Annotated in this window: 16 protein-coding genes; 6 read left to right on the forward strand and 10 right to left on the reverse strand. The window is 60.5% G+C overall.

Translation table 11 applies throughout. The annotated features are described in order from the left end of the window. Positions 1-37: 37 nt before the first annotated feature. From CLU80_RS19985 to CLU80_RS20005, 5 genes are all read right to left on the reverse strand, one after another. The gene (locus tag CLU80_RS19985; RefSeq protein ID WP_008083900.1) at positions 38-820 is read right to left on the reverse strand and encodes a transporter substrate-binding domain-containing protein; all 783 of its coding nucleotides are present in this window, start codon (positions 818-820) and stop codon (positions 38-40) included. Between the two features lie 223 nt (positions 821-1,043). Further along, the gene (locus CLU80_RS19990; protein ID WP_093436322.1) at positions 1,044-2,732 is read right to left on the reverse strand and encodes an ATP-dependent DNA ligase; all 1,689 of its coding nucleotides are present in this window, start codon (positions 2,730-2,732) and stop codon (positions 1,044-1,046) included. Continuing rightward, complete coding sequence (locus CLU80_RS19995) at positions 2,729-3,763, reverse strand: ligase-associated DNA damage response exonuclease (RefSeq protein ID WP_099758173.1); 1,035 nt, start codon at positions 3,761-3,763, stop codon at positions 2,729-2,731. Before CLU80_RS19995 ends, CLU80_RS19990 begins: the two co-directional genes overlap by 4 nt. Positions 3,764-4,062: 299 nt before the next feature. Further along, the gene (locus CLU80_RS20000) at positions 4,063-6,513 is read right to left on the reverse strand and encodes a penicillin acylase family protein (RefSeq protein ID WP_099758174.1); all 2,451 of its coding nucleotides are present in this window, start codon (positions 6,511-6,513) and stop codon (positions 4,063-4,065) included. Between the two features lie 191 nt (positions 6,514-6,704). Then, a complete protein-coding gene (locus CLU80_RS20005; protein WP_093438818.1) occupies positions 6,705-7,349 on the reverse strand; it encodes a glutathione binding-like protein in 645 nt (214 codons plus the stop codon). 146 nt (positions 7,350-7,495) lie between these two features. On the opposite strand from CLU80_RS20005, the gene CLU80_RS20010 reads away from it, so the two are divergent. Further along, positions 7,496-8,053: a cysteine hydrolase family protein gene (locus CLU80_RS20010; RefSeq protein ID WP_099758175.1), complete on the forward strand. Its 558-nt coding sequence runs from the start codon at positions 7,496-7,498 to the stop codon at positions 8,051-8,053. 233 nt (positions 8,054-8,286) lie between these two features. On the opposite strand, the gene CLU80_RS20015 is transcribed toward CLU80_RS20010, so the two are convergent. The 4 genes from CLU80_RS20015 to CLU80_RS20030 form a co-directional block, all read right to left on the reverse strand. Further along, positions 8,287-8,490: an SEC-C metal-binding domain-containing protein gene (locus tag CLU80_RS20015; RefSeq protein ID WP_034154967.1), complete on the reverse strand. Its 204-nt coding sequence runs from the start codon at positions 8,488-8,490 to the stop codon at positions 8,287-8,289. Next, entirely contained in the window at positions 8,487-8,981 is a 495-nt protein-coding gene (locus tag CLU80_RS20020; protein WP_093438814.1) for an LEA/WHy family protein, read from the reverse strand. The genes CLU80_RS20015 and CLU80_RS20020 overlap by 4 nt, the downstream gene beginning before the upstream one ends. A gap of 114 nt (positions 8,982-9,095) precedes the next feature. After that, positions 9,096-9,572, reverse strand: coding sequence for a YchJ family protein (locus CLU80_RS20025; RefSeq protein WP_093438810.1), 477 nt, complete (start codon positions 9,570-9,572; stop codon positions 9,096-9,098). Positions 9,573-9,576: 4 nt separating this feature from the next. Beyond that, positions 9,577-10,074 carry a DUF6231 family protein gene (locus CLU80_RS20030; RefSeq protein ID WP_099758176.1) on the reverse strand — a complete coding sequence of 166 codons (498 nt, stop codon included), beginning with the start codon at positions 10,072-10,074 and terminating at the stop codon, positions 9,577-9,579. 199 nt (positions 10,075-10,273) lie between these two features. On the opposite strand from CLU80_RS20030, the gene CLU80_RS20035 reads away from it, so the two are divergent. From CLU80_RS20035 to CLU80_RS20050, 4 genes are all read left to right on the forward strand, one after another. Then, a complete protein-coding gene (locus tag CLU80_RS20035) occupies positions 10,274-10,969 on the forward strand; it encodes a PA1041 family peptidoglycan-binding anchor lipoprotein (RefSeq protein ID WP_093438801.1) in 696 nt (231 codons plus the stop codon). Between the two features lie 91 nt (positions 10,970-11,060). Then, positions 11,061-11,783 carry a PA1041 family peptidoglycan-binding anchor lipoprotein gene (locus CLU80_RS20040; RefSeq protein WP_099758177.1) on the forward strand — a complete coding sequence of 241 codons (723 nt, stop codon included), beginning with the start codon at positions 11,061-11,063 and terminating at the stop codon, positions 11,781-11,783. A gap of 163 nt (positions 11,784-11,946) precedes the next feature. Continuing rightward, entirely contained in the window at positions 11,947-12,228 is a 282-nt protein-coding gene (locus tag CLU80_RS20045) for a DUF1145 domain-containing protein (RefSeq protein ID WP_093438792.1), read from the forward strand. Next, a complete protein-coding gene (locus CLU80_RS20050) occupies positions 12,221-12,979 on the forward strand; it encodes a hypothetical protein (RefSeq protein ID WP_099758178.1) in 759 nt (252 codons plus the stop codon). Before CLU80_RS20045 ends, CLU80_RS20050 begins: the two co-directional genes overlap by 8 nt. 236 nt (positions 12,980-13,215) lie before the next feature. Here the strand turns inward: CLU80_RS20050 and CLU80_RS20055 are convergent, their stop codons facing one another. Then, positions 13,216-13,680: a CopD family protein gene (locus tag CLU80_RS20055; RefSeq protein WP_099758179.1), complete on the reverse strand. Its 465-nt coding sequence runs from the start codon at positions 13,678-13,680 to the stop codon at positions 13,216-13,218. A gap of 99 nt (positions 13,681-13,779) precedes the next feature. Between CLU80_RS20055 and dinG the strand changes: the two genes are divergently transcribed. After that, complete coding sequence (dinG, locus tag CLU80_RS20060; RefSeq protein ID WP_007918588.1) at positions 13,780-15,924, forward strand: ATP-dependent DNA helicase DinG; 2,145 nt, start codon at positions 13,780-13,782, stop codon at positions 15,922-15,924. The last annotated feature ends 33 nt before the right edge of the window (positions 15,925-15,957 follow it).

Here is a 15,957-nt window from a genome sequence, read left to right on the forward strand (position 1 = left end):
ATGGAAAAGGCGCCCATCGAGGATGGGCGCCGGGGCATTATTTGCCGCTGTACAGATTCAGATCGCCAAAGTGTTTCTTTTGAATCTCGGCGTATTTGCCGTCATCGTGTAACGCTTTGATACCTTTATCTAAAAGCGCCTTCAACTCAGTGTTACCTTTCTTAATACCGACAGCGGTTTTGGCTGGCAGCAATTCGTTGTCGACTGGCTTGCTGACGTCATAGTCGGCACCCTGTGGCGACTTCAAGAAGCCCAGTTCGGCTTGCAGCATGTCCTGAATACCGGCGTCGAGACGGCCGGAGGTCAGGTCGGAGTACACCTGATCCTGGTTCTGATAGGCCTGGGTTTTCACGCCGGCCTTGTCCAGCACGGCTTTGGCGTAGGCTTCCTGAATGGTGCCTTGCTCGTAGCCGACGGTTTTACCCTTCAGCGAAGCAACGTCGGCGGTGATGCCGGAGCCTTTTTTCGACACGTAAGCGGTCGGGCCGGAGAACAGTTCGCTGGAGAAGTCGATGACTTTTTCGCGAGCCGGGGTCACGGTCATCGACGAGATCACACCGTCGAATTTGTTGGCCTTGAGGCCCGGAATCATGCCGTCGAAGTCACTTTCGACCCACTTGCACTTGACCTTGAGTTCGGCGCAGATCGCGTTGCCCAGGTCGATGTCGAAGCCCACCAGGCTGCCGTCGGCCGCTTTCGACTCGAACGGTGCGTACGAAGGGTCAACGCCAAAGCGCAGCTCTTTGTATTCCTTGGCCAGCGCGGAGCCAGCGGCCATGCACAACGCCAGTGCAGAAAGGGTCAGCAATGCTTTTTTCATTATTCAATCCCTAAGAACCAATATGAGCGCTTGTGGCGCAGAATTATTGTTACTGGAACGCGTACGACCTATAGAAAGTAGCAATTTCCGAACCAGAGTCCCGAACAAGTGTTTTAAAAGGTTGGGCGGGGAGGGATGAGGGCGATTGAATGCCCGGAAATGGGCATTGCCCAAAGCGTGCACCGATTTGTGGCCGCGTCATGTGTTGTCCCGGGAAAAGGGGTCAGGCCAACAGATCCTGCAAAGTGGCCAAGCTATCCGCTTCATCCACGGTCTTGTCCTGCCGCCAGCGCAGCATCCGCGGAAAACGCACCGCGATCCCGCTCTTGTGTCGGCGTGACAGGGCAATACCTTCAAAGCCAAGTTCAAAAACCAGACTCGGCTTCACACTGCTCACCGGGCCGAACTTCTCCACCGTGGTCTTGCGCACGATGCTGTCGACCTGACGCATTTCCTCATCGGTCAGCCCCGAATACGCCTTGGCGAACGGCACCAGCGCGCGCTGACTCGAATCGGGCGGGCCGTCCCACACGGCAAAGGTGTAATCGCTATACAGACTGGCCCGCCGGCCATGCCCGCGCTGCGCGTAAATCAGTACCGCATCGACGCTGAACGGGTCGACTTTCCACTTCCACCATACGCCCATGTCTTTGGTGCGCCCGACGCCATATAACGCGTCGCGCGCCTTGAGCATCATGCCCTCGACACCCAGTCGCCGCGAGGACTCGCGTTGGCGGGCGAGGTCCAACCAATCAGTGCCGGTCAGCACCGGTGAGGCCAGCAGCACCGGGCTGTTGCAGCGCGCAATCACCGCTTCCAGTTGCGCCCGACGTTTCGCTTGCGGCTGGTTGCGCCAGTCTTCGCCTTGCCATTCGAGCAGGTCGTAGGCGAGCACCACCACCGGCACGTCTTCGAGGATTTTCTTGTCGAGAGTCTTGCGGCCGATGCGTTGTTGCAGCAGGGCGAAGGACTGCACGGCTGGCGGTTCGGTCGATTGCGGATCAAAGGCGTCTTCGGTGCTCGGATGCGTGCTTTTCCACACGACGATTTCGCCGTCGATCACCGTGCCATCGGGCAAACCGTGTACCAGGACCTCCAGTTCGGGAAAACGCTCGGTCACCAGTTCCTCGCCCCGCGACCAGATCCAGAGTCGGCCCTCTCGCTTGACCACTTGGGCGCGGATGCCATCCCATTTCCATTCAATCTGCCAATCGCTGGGCGGGCCGATCAGCGTTTCAAATTCTTCCACCGGTTGCGACAAGGCGTGGGCCAGGAAGAACGGATACGGCTGACCACCCCGCTGAGCATGTTCATCGCTGGATTCAGGGGCAATCAGCTTTAGGTAACTGGCGGCGCTCGGCCGGTTGGACAGATCGGTGTAACCGACCAGACGCTGCGCCACACGCTTGCTGTCCAGCCCGGCCATCGAGGCCAAGGCCCGGGTGACCAGCAATTTCGAGACGCCGACGCGGAAACTGCCGGTGATCAATTTGATGCACAGCATCAGGCTTGATCGATCCAATTGCGCCCACAGGGCCGGCAGTTGCCGGTTCAGATATTCCGGTGCTTCACCGCGCAGTGGCAGCAGTTTGTCTTCGATCCACTCGGCGAGGCCAGCGTCGGAGCTGTGCGGGTTTTCTGCGAGTACCAGCGAAATGGTTTCCGCGAGGTCGCCGACCGCTTGATAGCTTTCCTCGAACAACCACGGTTCCAGGCCGGAGATCTCGACGGCGAGTTCGCGCAGAATTCTCACCGGCACCAGTTGCCGGGGCCGGCCACCGGAGAGAAAGTACACCGCCCATGCGGCGTCGTGCGGTTCGGCCTGGGCGAAGTAGGCTTGCATCGCCGCCAGTTTGGCGTTGCTCGAGGTGGTCGCGTCGAGTTCGGCGTACAGTTCGGCGAATGCTTTCATGCGGGCATCTCTGCGATGGTCGGTTCGGTGGCGAGGTTTTCTTCTTCGTCATCGCCGTATTCGGTGTTGAAACCCTGGGCATCCAGACCCTGTTCGCGCAGATGCCGCACCAGCACGCCGATCGAACCGTGGGTGACCATGACGCGTTCCGCACCGGTTTGCTCGATGGCCCACAATAGGCCGGGCCAGTCGGCGTGATCGGAGAGCACGAAACCGCGATCGACGCCGCGCCGCCGTCGGGCACCACGCAAGCGCATCCAGCCACTGGCAAATGCGTCGCTGTACTCGCCAAAACGGCGCATCCAGCTGCTGCCACCGGCCGAAGGCGGGGCGATGACCAGGGCCTGGCGCATGATCGGGTCGTTTTTTTTCACCTCTCCGGCGTAGATCGTCGGCGGCAAATACACGCCGGCCTCGCGGTAGACCCGATTCAGCGGTTCGACCGCACCGTGGCTGAGGATCGGACCGAGGCTTTCGTCGATGCCGTGGAGTATCCGTTGAGCCTTGCCGAACGAGTAACAGAACAACACGCTGGCCTTGCCGGCCGCGATGTTCGCAGCCCACCACTGATTGATCTCGCCGAACACCTGCGCCTGTGGCTGCCAGCGATAGATAGGCAGGCCGAAGGTCGATTCGGTGATGAAGGTGTGGCAGCGCACCGGTTCGAACGGGGCGCAGGTGCCGTCCGGTTCGATCTTGTAGTCGCCGGACGCGACCCAGACTTCGCCACCGTATTCCAGGCGCACTTGTGCCGAACCGAGCACGTGGCCGGCAGGGTGAAAACTCAGGGTGACACCGTGGTGCGTCAGGCGCTGGCCGTAGGCGAGGGTTTGCAGGTTGATGTCCTGCCCCAGACGCGCGCGCAAAATCCCTTCGCTGGCGCTGCTGGCCAGATAATGTTGGTTACCGGTACGGGCATGATCGCCGTGGGCATGGGTAATGACCGAGCGCTCGACGGGGCGCCACGGGTCTATGTAGAAATCTCCGGCAGGGCAGTACAAACCCTCGGGGCGGGCGATAACAAGGTCCATGTCCTTACCAGAATGGGGGGCTTGTTAGCTATGAGGCTGACGCTGGGCTGGAAGTTCTATCGACTTTGAAGAGCAACCCTCACCCCAGCCCTCTCCCTGAGGGAGAGGGGGCCGACCGAGGTGTCTGGCCAGCTACATCGACCTGAAAGACCGAGTCGATTACGGATTCGGCAAGGCACGAACCGAGTTGATTCTGGATTCGGCAGTGCACGTTCAGGTCGGCGTATGACTCAAGCATCCCCCAATCAGTCCCCTCTCCCTCCGGGAGAGGGTTAGGGTGAGGGGCTTTTGATGTACAGCTATTTGCCGGGAGTAAGCGTCAGACGGGTCTTGCCGTAGACCCGGTCAAAGTTCTGCGGCTGCATCGGCAAGCCGATGTACTGCCCCTTCAGCCACGCATCGATGCCATTGAGGTAGTTCGGACTCACCGGATTACCCGACTGCCCCGTACCGTTCTGCCCCATCAGCGGTTCAGCCTGGCCGAAGTCGACGATGAAACGCATCGATGGCGCACGCGTCGTGGTGAAATCCTGACCCCAGGCGAACGCCGACGTGTTCAACGTGGTGTGATCGCCACCGGCCGCCAGTGGTCCGCGCACAGTCTGTCCATTGCTGTTCTTCCAGGCATAACTGTGCAGCTTGCCCCATTGCCAGGCGCGGTGATCGCCGCCCAACTGGCTCTCGCCAGCGCTGATCGCCGCCGCGAAGCTACGGGCAAGAATCACCGCTTTGTCTTCTTTCTGCGGCGTGCGCAGGTCATCCCAGAACGGACTGTCCTCACGTCCCAACAGATGGTCAGCCTGCGCCGCGTAAGACAGATCACCATTGGCGATAAACGCCTTCCACGCAGGACTCGATTCCGGACCGAGCTCATCGAGGAAGATCTGCTTCATGCTTTCCTGCAGGAACAGCTCATAGATCGCCGCATCCGCCGAGGTCGGGCTGAGCTTGCCGTCGAACGCCATCAACCGCGTGAACGCTTCGCGCGCCTTGCTGCGATCCGCTTCCGGCAGGGTATCGATCGCCTGTTTCAGCGGCTGCTTCATGCCCGGTGCTTCGAAGACTTTCTTCAACTTGGCGGCGAAGGTGGTGGTCTGGTCGTACTGCATGGCGATCACGCTGCGGCTGTCGTGCTTGCCGCTGCCGGCCAGTTCCGCCAGACGCTCGCCACGCTCCGGCGCCGCCCATGAATTGGACAGTTGCATGCCATAACCGTGAGGAATCACGCGCTGGTTGGCGGTGCCGAGCCAGCCTTGTGCCGGATCCTGATCGTACGGATGCAGCATCGGGTCGGCGTAACCGTCCCAGTCGTAGCGACCTTCCCAGCCCGGCGACGGCAGCAAGCCTTCGCCTTCGCGGCGGTTGGGGAAACGCCCGGTGACCTGCCAACCGATGTTGCTCGCATCGGCGAACACCAGATTCAGGGCGATGGCGCGGATCTCGCGGCTCGCGTCGGAAGCGCGTTCAACGGTTTGCGCACGGGTCAGATCAAAAAACGCATCCAGCGACTTGTCGTCGGTGAAGCTCGGGGTCTGCAAGGCCAGGCCGAAACCGCTGCCTTGCGCGGCCGCCTGAGCACTGTTGAGCAATGCGCCGTGGCGGGTTTCGTACACCGCTTCGCGAATCGGCCGTTGGCCTTTGACGAAGTAGGTTTCGTTGCGCACGCCCAGCGGCTGCCATTTGCCGTTGACCTCGTAGGCCAGGCTGCTGCCCTGACGGCGAATTTTTTCCAGAAACAGATCCTGGTTGTCGCCGAGCACGCTGGTCATGCTCCACGCGACTTTGCCGTTGAAACCGCCGAGGACCATCGGCAGACCGGCAACGGTGACGCCGGCGGCCTGATATTTCGGTGCGCGGATCTGCACGAAACTCCACAGCGAAGGCGCGGCCAGCGGCCCATGGGCGTCACTGGCCAGCAGGCTCTTGCCGCTGCGGCTGCGTTGCGGGGCGATCGCCCAGTTGTTCGAAGACGGGGTGCCGAGCAGGTTCAGCGCCGACAGTTGCTGGCTGGCGTTGCTCAGTTCGGTCAGGCCGGGAATTTGTCCGTTGAGCTTGAGCCCTTGCAGCTTGTCGGCCTCGGCCAGTGGCAGGTTTTCGTCAGGCGCGGACGGCGTCAGCCAGGCGAGTTTGTCGGTGGTGACGGTTTGCGCCAGCACCAGCGAGGAAATCTCTTCCGGCAGATTGGCTGACTGGCTGAAATTCAGCAGGGCGAAAATCAGCGCCGAGTCTTCCGGCTTCCAATACTCAGGCTTGTAGCCGCTGGAGGCGAGGTCGCCTGGCAGCTTGTCGGCGTAGCGGAACAGGTAGGCGTTGACCCCTCGCGCATAGACTTCGAAGAAACGCTTGAGGCGAGGCGACGAGGCCTTGTACAGCTCGCCAGCGCTTTTCTTCAGATTGACCGCGCGCATGTAGCGGTCGGCGTCGAGCATTGACGCGCCGGACATTTCCGCCAGACGGCCCTGCGCCAACAGGCGCAAGGTCACCATCTGGTTGATGCGATCGCTGGCGTGGACGTAACCGAGGCTGAACAGTGCGTCGTGGAAGGTGTTGCTCTCGATCAGCGGCATGCCCATGGCATTGCGACGTACCGACACGTTCTGCGCCAGACCCTTGAGCGGTTGCACGCCGGAGGTCGGCGGGAGGGTGTCCTGAGCATTCCAGGTCTGGCAACCGGACAGGCCCAAAACACCGGCCACTGCTGCGGCAACGCCGAACCGGGGAAGAAAATGTGTGAGGGCTGGCGAGGCCATGGCAAAGCTCCTGCGGGGGGTAGCGTCAGTAAAGGCGCTACGTTAGTGAGCAGGAGGTGGCCGCGCAAGCGGGGGCGGGGGTTATTTGCGTATTTCTGTCGAATGGAAAAGATCGCAGCCTGCGGCAGCTCCTGCATAAGCATGCATTCCCCTGTAGGAGCTGCCGCAGGCTGCGATCTTTTGCCGTTCAATCAAGCCTTCGGTGGATTGATTTTCTGCACCAACGCGTAGGCCTTCACCGTCGCCGGGCGATCCTTGATGTGGTTGAACCAGCGCTGCACATGCGCGAAGTCTTCAAGGTTCTGGCTTTGCCATTTGTGCGAGACGATCCACGGATAGATCGCCATGTCGGCAATGCTGTATTCGCTGCCGGCGACGAATTCGTTATCAGCCAGTTGCTTGTTCAATACGCCATACAACCGCGCGGTCTCGTCGATGTAGCGTTTGATCGCGTAGGGGATTTTCTCCGGGGCGAACTGACTGAAGTGGTGATTCTGCCCGGCCATCGGCCCCAGTCCGCCCATTTGCCAGAACAGCCATTGCAGCGCCGTTTGCCGACCGCGCAGGTCTTGGGGCAGAAACTTCCCGGTCTTCTCCGCCAGATACAAAAGAATCGCCCCGGATTCGAACAGCGACAACGGTTCGCCGCCATCGGCCGGTTCATGATCGACGATGGCCGGGATGCGGTTGTTCGGGGCGATTTTCAGAAAGTGTGGCTGAAACTGCTCACCCTGACCGATGTTGATCGGGTGCACGTTGTACGGCAGGCCGGCTTCTTCGAGGAACAGAGAGATCTTGTGGCCGTTGGGGGTGGTCCAGTAATACAGGTCGATCATGGAGAACTCCAAAGCAGAAATGGACTTGCGTGCGGACAGCAAACGCCGGCGTCAGGTCGTCCCGTGTGCGTTCGATAGCTTGCTTAGTAGGAAGAGGTGATGCTGAACTGCGCAGAATTCAATGACTCTGCATGAGAAAAATCGCCATGGAGCTTCAGGCCAACGCTGCACTGATCATCATCGACCAGCAAAAAGGCATTCTGCAGCCGCGTTTGGGTCGAAGGAATAATCTTCAGGCGGAAGAGCGAATCCTTGATCTGCTAGGGCTGTGGCGGCGTAGCACAAGGCCGGTGATTCATGTGCAACATCTGTCGCGTGAACCGGATTCGGTGTTTTGGCCGGAGCAGGAAGGGGTGGAGTTTCAGGAGAGGTTTTTGCCGCAGGACGGCGAATGGCTGATTCAGAAACAGGTGCCGGATGCGTTTTGTGCCACCGGGTTAGAGGCGCGGTTGCGCGAGGCGGGGATCGGGCAATTGGTTATTGTCGGCGTGGCCACTAACAACTCCGTGGAATCGACGGCGCGCACGGCGGGGAATCTGGGGTTTGATGCGTGGGTGGCGGAGGATGCCTGTTTCACCTTCGACAAGGCCGATTATTTCGGCACATTGCGTACGGCGGAAGAGGTGCACGGAATGTCGCTGGGGAATTTGCAGGGGGAGTATGCGACGGTAGTCAGTTCTGCACAGATTTTGGTGGCCGGCTGAAAAACTTCACCGTATGTGCCGGCCCCTTCGCGAGCAAGCTCGCTCCCACAGGGGAACGCATTGCAACTGAAGAAACCCGCTCAGGCGACAACGATGTTGCATGTGCCGGCCTCATCGCGAGCAGGCTCACTCCTACAGGGATTGCATTCCAACTGGAGGAACTCGATTGACTGTGGGAGCGAGCTTGCTCGCGAAGGCGGCAGGTCAGGCGAAGAGGGTCTTCGCCCCGGGCATCACGCCCCGTGGCACTTCTTGAATTTCTTGCCGTTGCCGCATGGGCACGGGTCGTTGCGGCCGACGTCTTTCAGGGCGTTGCGCACCGGTTCCTGGTGGGCGTGGCCGCAGTTCGGGCCGTGAACGTGGCCGTGGTCATGTTCGTGATGATGGTCATGATCGTGGTTGCAGTCAGGGCCATGGACATGAGGTTGCTGGGTCATCGGTGTTGCTCCGGAATTAAATCGGCGGGGATTATCACGCCATTGCGCTCAAGGTGCACGTAGTGGGCGATGAATAAACCGGTTTCCATCTCACCCTGCAAGCGATAGGGAATCTGTTGATTCGAGCTTTTCAGCATTTTCACCACATCTTTTACCCGAGGCCACAGGTTGGTGCGGATCGGCACTTTGAAGTAGGCACTGCGTTTTGGTCCGACCGTAAACCAGTGTTCATGCTCACCCTCGGCCAGCAGTATGTCGGCCAGATGAATGCGGTATTCGAGGCCGCGCACGGTCAGGTCGCTATCGTTGGGGTTATCGACGCGAAAGTGCAGGATGAATTTCTGTTCAAGCAATTTGGCGCGCACCACTTCGACTTTCACCAGATGCACGGCGGGGTCGACGCTGTCATCGCTGAACCACGACGCGCAACCGCCGAGGTTCAGGATCAGCATCAAAAACAGAAAATGTAGTGTGCGCCAGCGACCGAGCATGGTTTTCTCCCTTTGCTGGCAGTCTAGCCGCTAAAAGATCGCAGTCTTCGGCAGCGCCTACAGGCGAAGCGCAAATCCTGTGCAGGAGCTGCCGCAGGCTGCGATCTTTTGATCTTAAGCGCCGAAATATCCCGCACAGCACTTCTTGAACTTCTGCCCACTGGCGCACGGGCAACTGTCATTGCGCCCCAGCTTCAACTGCACCGTCGGGTCGATGAAGTACCAGCGCCCGGCGTTCTGCACGAACGACGAACGCTCGCGATGGCTATGCTCGCCCTGACCGTCATGCCAGCGCGCGGTGAAGGTGACGAAAGCGTGTTCCGGCTGGCCACCGAAGACTTCCGAGCTCTCGACTTCAAGGCCGAGCCAGGTGCTCTGCGCACTCCAGTCGGTGATCGATTGGCGATTGAGGCCCGCTTGCTGGGCGGGCAGGGTGGTCGCCACCAGATAGTCGATCAGCCCCAGCACATAGGCGCTGTAGCGCGAACGCATCAGCGCTTCGGCGCACGGTGCCGGATGGCCGTCGTGATAATGGCCGCAGCAGGCCTCCAACAGATTGCCGCTGCCGCACGGGCAAATGGCTGTACTCATTGCATTACCACCAGTATTTCCCGAAGTTTTCCGGATTGGCCCAGAACCGTGAGTTGAGCCAGTCGGGGACTTGTTTGTATTCAAGCAGATCATAGGTGAACAGGGTCAGCACTTGATCGTCGCGTTGAAAACATTCACTGGCTTGCAGCGCCAGTGAATAGAAGTCGGTTTCCTGCCAGCCGCTGGCCGCCAGATCCGCCAGCACGGCGATGCGGCTGGCGTTGAGATTGCGAATCCCGCCCAACAGGTTCAGGCCATCGCGTTTGGGCAAATGTTCCAGGCAATCGACCACCAGCGCCAGATCGAAACGCTGTGCTGCCAGTTCGGCGGGCAATGCGCCCGGCGCCGCATGGGCGACGACGGTGTCTGGATGTGCCTCTTTAAAGGCGCTCAGGGCTGGAAATTCGCTGGCGCCGATCAGCAACAGCCGCGCCGGGGCGTAGCGATCCAGCAAAGCGGCTAACGCCTGTTGCGGCGTGCGGGAAGAAATGGCGACGTTCATCGAAGCTCCTCAATCAGACCGCCAAGACTAGCCTGCCTGACGGTGGCGGCAAAGCGCCCTGTTCCGCCCGTTTCGGGTAAATGTGCCGAAGTCCTGTGAACAGGCTCGCAAACAGCGGTGGCCTATTGCTGGCGGAGATTAAAACTCCGGTCTTTACTCCCTGAATCGGTTCTAAGCCGATCCCTCAGGAGAAAACCAGATGAGCATAGTTCGGACAGCATTACCTTTGATTCTGCTAACCAGTGTGTTGACTGGTTGCGCAGGTTTGCAGAAAACCGACTGGCCGACCTGTGCGGCGGTCGGTGGTGTCGTCGGTGCCGGTCTCGGCGCAACCGAAAGTTCGGCATGGGCCGGCTACGGTGCGTTGCTGGTCGGTGGCACGGCAGCGGCCTATTGCTGGGTTCACGGCGATGGCGACGAAGACGGCGATGGCGTGCCGGACAGTCGCGACAAGTGCCCGGGCACGCCTAAAGGCGTGCAGGTCGACGCTGACGGTTGCCCTCCACCAGCGCCTGCACCCGTGGTCGAAGAAGCTGTAGTGGTCAAGGAAGAAACCATTGTTATCCGTGATGTGCACTTCCAGTTCGACAAAGCCACGCTGACCGGCCCTGACAAGCAAGTGCTCGACAAGGTCGCCACCCGCCTGAAACAGGAATCCTCGACGGCGCAACTGACTGTGACCGGTCACACCGACAGTGTGGGCAGCGATGCCTACAACAAGAAACTGTCGGATCGTCGTGCGCACTCGGTGGTGGAGTACCTGATCCAGCAGGGTGTGCCACGCGCCAGCTTCGTTTCGGTGTCCGGCATGGGTGAAAGCCAACCAGTGGCCGATAACAAAACCGCTGACGGTCGCGCACAAAACCGTCGTACCGAAATCAAAATCCAGCGTTAAGCCCCTCTCGCATTCGCGGCTTGTGCAGTCGCGGATGCGGGTCTTTACTCCTGTGTAACCGGTATGGGCCGGTGACACAGGAGCTTTCACAATGACTGTTTTCTCAAGGTCCGTCTTGCCGGTGCTGCTGCTAGGCAGCTTGCTCACCGGTTGCGCCACCCACAGCGATGGCACTGCCCCCCTCAATCAACGTACGTGGCCGATCTGCAGCCTTATCGGCGGGCTGGTCGGTGGCGGTCTCGGCGCCATTGAAAGTGGCGGCTGGGCCGGCGGCGGCGCAGCGCTGGGGATTCTTACCGGCGGACTGATCTGTTACGCCCAGGACGGCGATGAAGACGGCGACGGTGTATTCGACCGCCGCGACCGTTGCCCGGACACCCCGGAAAATACCCCGGTCGATCACCGTGGTTGCCCGTTGCCGCAATACCCGGTCACGGAAAAAGTGCCGGAGCCTGCACCGCAAACTGAAGTCATCACCCTCAGCGATGCCGGCAACGTGCTGTTCGATTTCGACAAATCCGACCTGACCCCGGCGGCGAAATCCCAGCTCGATACGCTGATGGACAAACTGCGCAATGCCGACGTGGTGAGCATCAAGGTCATTGGTCACACCGACAGCAAAGGTTCGGATGCGTACAACCAGGCCTTGTCGGAAAGGCGTGCAAGCAGTGTCGCCACGTATCTGCTGAGCCAAGGGCTGGCGCCCAACAAACTCACCAGTGAAGGTCGCGGTGAAAGCGAGCCGGTTGCCGATAACGCCACCGATGAAGGTCGTGCGCAGAACCGGCGTGTGGAGTTGCACATCAATCGTTAGGACGCGTCTGTAGGGCGCAGCCTAGAGCTGCCGGGCGACGATCAGCGTCGTTTCGGCAGCCATTTGGCAGACGATCGAAGTTTTTTCATTTTCCCCTCTGGCTTATCCCCCGCAGAAGCCGTTACTGTGCGCCCAAAGAATAATTTGCAACACGGGGGAGCGTATGAAAGTGTTCTGGGGGCTGGGGCGATTGTTGACCCTGCTGTTCTGCTGCGTGGTACTGGCCAATCAGTTGGTGCCGTTCGTACATCCGTTGCATCTGCTGGTCAATCTGGCCGGCGGTCTGTTGTTGCTGATTCATCTATTCGAAGTGCTGCTGTGCAATCGCAGCCTCCAAGGTCGCCCGCACCCTTGGCGTGACCGTGGCCGCATCCTGCTGTTCGGCGTATTTCACCTGCAAACCATCCCGGCCCCGGCCGCTCCGGAGGCTTCTTCCCATGCGTAAACTCTGCTTGCTCGCTGCATTCATCAGCCCATTGGCCTGTGCCCAGGTGGTCAGCGTTGAAACCAATTCGCTGATGCGTTTGCCCAATACCGCCAGCACCTTGCAGCTGGAAAAACTCGAAGTGGCCGATTACGGCACGCTGTTGATTCCGGCGAACGTGACCGAGTTGAGTGTCGGTGAACTACGTCTTGGCCATGAAGCACGCATCGCGATCGTTCCGGGCGAGAACGCTTTGGACATGAAGGTCGTTCGCGCAGAGCTGAGCGATGGCAGCCAGATCACCGCGCGCGGGGCGCCGGGGACGTATGAAAAAGCTGCCCGTGCCGGACGTAATCTGAATCTGCAATTCAAGGCGTTGAGCGCGCCGCAGCTGTTGGTCGATGCCCGTGGCGGCACCGGTGCGCCGGGCTTTGTCGGCCTTGACGGCGGTAACGGCGAAGACCCGGGCTGCACTTATGGTTCGGCCGGGCATGGTTTTGATGGCAGCAACGGCAGTGATGGCCAACCGGGCGCTCCGGGTGCGCTGGTGCGGCTGGAAGTGCCGCGCGAGTTTCCGGCTGAGCTGATCAAGGTCAATGTCGCGGGCGGTGCGGGCGGACCAGCCGGTGTTGGCGGCAAGGCAGGCAAGGGCGGCAAGTCCAAGGGCTGCCTTGTGTATCGCGCCGATGGTGGCAAGAACGGCAAGGCCGGGGCGGATGGCCAGCCTGGGCCGGTGGGGGCGGCGGGTGCTGTGACCGTGCAGCGCCTGTAAAGGCAGACCCTCACCCCAGCCCTCCCGAAACGTCGGACCGCCCGTAGGGAGAGGGGGCCGACCGAGGTGACTCAGGCTATCCATCGACCTGAAAAACCGTGTCGATTATGGATTCAAAGCTAATCCTTCAGGTCGGCGTAACTCTTCAATATCCCCCATTCAGTCCCCTCTCCCTACGGGCGGTCCGACGTTTCGGGAGGGTTAGGGTGAGGGGCTTTTGATCTCAGTCCCCAATTTCAGAATATCGGCCGAGCCGCGGCAATCGCCACCAGCACCAGCCCGACAATCAGATTAAGCCCCACCACCCGGCGAATTCGCCCCAGCACCGCCGCACCCGCCGGCCAGTCCTTCGCCTCCACCGCCGTACGCAGTTCAGGCAACATCAACCCCTGAATGCGGATAAACAGCGCCGTCATCACCACATACAAGCCCATCATCACCTGCACATACTTCGGCGCGGTCTCAAACCCGACCTGCTGCAAATGCAACATGCCCACGCCGCTGATGGGCAAAAGAATCACCGCGACCCAGACCCACCGAAAAAAACCTTGAAACACTTCCACCCACAAGGTGAGGCGGGCTGGGCCGTCGAGGGCCTTCACAGCCGCGGGGCGCAGGACCATCCAGGCGAAAAACATGCCGCCGACCCACACCAGGGCGGACAGCACATGCAGGGGGTAAACGAGGCTAAAAGGTGTCATTGGGGCACTCCGTTCTGCGCGGGATTAATTAGCGGGGTATGATAGCCGCCATCCGAAACCACTGAAAATTTATCCAGCGTTTTTTGCGCCCGACAATCCATGATCAGTACTGAACTCAAAACCACGATCCAGGGCGCCTATTCGCGTTTTCTAGAGGCCAAGAGCCTCAAACCGCGTTACGGCCAGCGCCTGATGATTGCTGAAATCGCCAAAGTCCTCGGGGATATCGACACCGACGACGAAGGCCGGCGCAGTGGCGACCCCGCGATTGTCGCGGTGGAAGCCGGCACCGGTACCGGCAAGACAGTGGCCTACAGCCTGGCCGCGATCCCCACCGCCAAACTGGCCGGCAAACGCTTGGTCATCGCCACTGCGACCGTGGCCCTGCAAGAGCAGATCGTCTACAAGGACTTGCCCGACCTGATGCGCAACAGCGGGCTGAACTTCAGCTTCGCTCTGGCCAAGGGCCGTGGCCGCTACATGTGCCTGTCCAAGCTCGACATGCTCTTGCAGGAAGGCCACGCACAAACCGCCACCGCGCAGCTGTTCGAAGAAGAAGGCTTCAAGATCGAGGTTGATGAGGCCAGTCAGAAGCTGTTCACCAGCATGATCGAAAAGCTCGCCGGGAATAAATGGGACGGCGACCGCGACAGCTGGCCGAATGCGCTGGAAGACGCTGACTGGGCGCGCCTGACCACCGATCACAGCCAGTGCACCAACCGCCATTGCCCGAACTTCGGCCAGTGCGCCTTCTACAAGGCCCGCGAAGGCATGGGCAAGGTCGACGTGATCGTCACCAACCACGACATGGTCCTGGCTGACCTGGCACTGGGCGGCGGCGCGGTGTTGCCGGATCCGCGCGACACCATTTACGTGTTCGACGAAGGCCATCACCTGCCGGACAAGGCCATCGGCCACTTCGCCCATTACACGCGCCTGCGTTCCACCGCCGACTGGCTGGAAACCACCGCGAAGAACCTGACCAAACTGCTGGCCCAGCATCCGCTGCCGGGCGATCTTGGCAAATTGATCGAACAAGTGCCGGAACTGGCGCGTGAGATCAAGGCTCAGCAACAGTTCATGTTCAGCGCCTGTGAGCAGGTTGCCGATTTCAAACCCGGCGAAGACGTCGAGGGTCGCGAGCGGCCACGGCATCGCTTCGTCGCCGGGGTGATTCCCGAGCACATGCGCGAAATGGGCATCGAGCTGAAAAAAGGCTTTGCCCGTCTCAACGATCTGTTCACCCGTCTGACCGACCTGCTTAAGGAAGGCATGGACGGCGAGGTCAACATCGGCATCGCCAGCAATCAGGCTGAGGAATGGTATCCGCTGTTCGGCAGCCTGTTGTCGCGAGCCTCCGGCAACTGGGAGCTGTGGACTGCGTTCACCGCCGAAGACCCGGAAGACAGCCCGCCGATGGCGCGTTGGCTGACCCTGGCCGAAAGCGGTTCGCTGTTCGATATCGAGGTCAATGCCAGCCCGATCCTGGCGGCGGAAACCTTGCGCCGCAGCTTGTGGAACGTGGCTTACGGCTGCCTGGTGACCTCGGCGACCCTCACGGCGCTGGGCACTTTCGACCGCTTCCGCATGCGCGCCGGCCTGCCGAAAAAGGCCGTCACTGCTGTGGTGCCGAGCCCGTTCCATCACGCCGACGCCGGGGTATTGCGGGTGCCGGACCTGAAAGCCGATCCACGCGATGCCGCCGCACACACGGCAGCGATCATCCGTGAGTTGCCCGATCTAGTCGAAGGCTCGCGGGGCACCCTGGTGTTGTTCTCCTCGCGCAAACAGATGCAGGACGTGTTCGACGGTCTCGACCGCGACTGGCGCAAGCAAGTGTTCATTCAAGGCAACCTGTCGAAACAGGAAACCCTGAACAAGCACAAGGCACGGGTCGATGGCGGTGATTCCAGCGTGCTGTTCGGTCTGGCCAGTTTCGCTGAAGGTGTCGACTTGCCGGGTGCGTACTGTGAACACGTGGTAATCGCCAAGATCCCGTTCTCGGTCCCGGACGATCCGGTCGAAGCGGCGTTGTCGGAATGGATCGAGGCCCGTGGCGGCAATCCGTTCATGGAAATCTCCGTGCCCGACGCTTCGCTGAAGCTGGTTCAGGCTTGCGGGCGTCTGCTGCGCACCGAAGAAGACCGCGGCACCATCACCTTGCTCGATCGGCGCCTGGTCACCCAGCGCTATGGCAAGGCGATCCTCAATGCGTTGCCTCCTTTCCGTCGTGAAATATCCTGAGACAACGGTGGGCAGTTTTGCCCGCCGTGTTGT

Origin of the sequence: Pseudomonas sp. 29, assembly GCF_002754355.1 — a bacterium.
GTDB classification, from domain to species: Bacteria; Pseudomonadota; Gammaproteobacteria; order Pseudomonadales; family Pseudomonadaceae; genus Aquipseudomonas; species Aquipseudomonas neuropathica.